Here is a 2,505-nt window from a genome sequence, read left to right on the forward strand (position 1 = left end):
ATTGGGTCAATAGGTAAAAGATGAGTAATTTTACTCATTGACAATAGTGCTTTTAGCTTAACTTGTGAGTAATGATCTGCGGTAAAAAAAAGAGAATTTCTCGGGCGGCAGATGATAATGGATTGACGCTGATTCACGCAGATAAAGAGAAGAAAGATAGGAATAATTCCGAAGCTAACAGATTTGATATGACTTATTGCTTCAAATCAATGGCAACAAAATTTCAAATTCAGTACCCGTACCGGGCGTAGAATGCAAATTTAACTTGCCCGTATGCTTTTCCGTAACAATTTGATGGGTAATTGCCAACCCCAAACCAGTACCTTTTCCCGCCGGTTTAGTGGTGAAAAATGTATCAAAAATTCGCCGCTGAATTTCTGGCGGAATTCCCGGCCCGTTATCAGAAATTCTGATGGCTATCCAAGCGTTATTTTGATTGTTTTTCGCTGCTTCTAGGCTGAAGTCGCGGTTTTGGCTGGCGGAGGATAGCTGTTTTGAATTTTGTCGATCGCCCCTAACATAATTTTGAATTAATTCCGAATTCACGCAGTCTCCGTCAGAACTGTCTATTACCTCAGTCTCAATAGTAATCGCAGGCACAAAACCTTTTTCTCCTTTTACCTCTTCCAAAGCGTCGATCGCATTGCTGATGATATTCATAAATACCTGGCTCAACTGACCCGAGTAACACTTGACTAAAGGCAAATCACCATAGCTTTTAACTACTTTAAACCCGTATTTGAGACGGTTTTTCATAATCAGCAGCGTACTGTCAATACATTCGTGGATATTAGCTTCTTTCAAGTTGGTTTCGTCCATGTGAGAAAAGGTGTGCAGGCTGGTGACGAGTTCGGCCAGCCTCTCTGATGAAACTTTCATACTCTTGAGAATTTCCACCCAATCTTCTTGCAAAAAATCAAAGTCTATGTCTTTTTTAAGTTCGTCAATTTTTTCGCTGTCACCGACAATATGTTCGTAAGCAGACAGCAAATCCATGATATCTTTCGAGTAGTTGGACAAAAAACCGATATTTCCCCTGATGCAGGTGACGGGATTTCTAATTTCGTGGGCGACTCCAGCTACCATCTGCCCCAAACTCGCTAGTTTTTCGGTTTGAATTAGTTGAGATTGAGTTTGCTGCCTCAGCAATTTTGTCGCTAGTTCGTGAATGTTGGATTGGGCTACTAACAGTTCGTGCACGTCTAGCAAACTATAAGTTTGAGGCGACACTTGAACTACAATCGGCTCGTACAGCAGTTCTTTCGATCGCAACAGCGACTTCCTCGCTGCATCCACAATTAAAGTATTGCTGGGAAAAATTAAACTCTCAGTTTCGGCAAAGCGGTACAAAGCCCTCACAGGTCGCTTTAAAAATAATTCTCGCCCAAAAGGACGGCTGATAAATTCTAAAAATCTCCGCCGAGAAATCATACCGGCAAATTCACCTTGATGGGTCACAATGACTCCCGGTAACAGGGGATTAGCTTCTAACATTTGGGAAATTTGAATCCCCAAATCTGTAGCTTCTACCTGAAAATCGTAAAGCGACAATTCTTGGAGAGTAGAGTCTAAACAAAGTTCTCCGATGGCAGCCTGGGACGTGGCTTGGACTGGTCTTTCTACGCAGGAGGTATTCAACATAAATTTATCAGCACGCTTTTTTGGGGTTCTATTTGCCAGCAGACATTCAGCTACCAAAGGTCAGCAGGTGAGTTGCTGAGTGCTTTGACCGGAATCCCCCTGGCAAACTGCATTTTAAATTACACAAAAAACTGACGGTCGTAAAGGGCATTTTACCACTTAAAGTATTAGGCAAAATTGAGTATCACCGAGATAAATTTGCCCTGGTAATTATACCTAACTTTATTTTATACTAACTTGAGGAGTATTAACGCTTGGTTTGATTATTTAACTCTTAATTAATCTTGAGTTCTGGTCTTAACCTATTGTTAATAAAATTACATAGCTGAAAAAGATAATGAAGTGACAATAGAGGAAAATCGGAATTGCCCGATCGCGCGATGCACCCCGTCAGGAGACAAGTTAAAAGCACAAATTGGGGCGATCGCGCCTCGCCGTCGAATGTGCCGCTGGCTGCGCGTCCCTGAGTTTTAGCCCCGCGAGTGTCGCGGGGCGTCGGACCTGCAGCGCCCGTGCTAGGGCATCCTGTCTGCCTTTGACCTTATTTTTAGGAGATGTCTAATGATTATCAGAAAATTGGGTTGAACACCCCGTCCTTATAGGACGGCTTTAATTCAAGTATAGATCTAAAAATTTCAACCTTTTAAATACAAAGAAGTATGACAAATTCTTCAATCAAGTAGACTTTTAGTTTAAAATAAAACCAGGTAAACAACAAATAGGAGGTGAGTCAATCTTGTTGACCAACTATGTCTACAAACTTCGTCCAAATCAAACGCAAGATTTGAAAATGTCAAACTGGGTGGATATGTTGAGAGGTCACTATAACTGGTGTCTGAACGACAGAATCATTCAATATAACCA

General features: G+C 41.5%; 2 protein-coding genes. One reads left to right on the plus strand and one right to left on the minus strand.

All coding sequences use genetic code 11. The features are described 5' to 3' along the window. Positions 1–201: 201 nt before the first annotated feature. The gene (locus tag QUB61_RS38880; RefSeq protein ID WP_333136745.1) at positions 202–1,641 is read right to left on the minus strand and encodes an ATP-binding protein; all 1,440 of its coding nucleotides are present in this window, start codon (positions 1,639–1,641) and stop codon (positions 202–204) included. A gap of 739 nt (positions 1,642–2,380) precedes the next feature. Here QUB61_RS38880 and QUB61_RS38885 point away from each other — a divergent pair. After that, a partial coding sequence (locus QUB61_RS38885) for a helix-turn-helix domain-containing protein (RefSeq protein ID WP_333190444.1) occupies positions 2,381–2,505 on the plus strand: 125 nt, incomplete at its 3' end.

This window comes from Microcoleus sp. C2D2, assembly GCF_036702495.1.
Taxonomy (GTDB): Bacteria; Cyanobacteriota; Cyanobacteriia; order Cyanobacteriales; family Microcoleaceae; genus Microcoleus.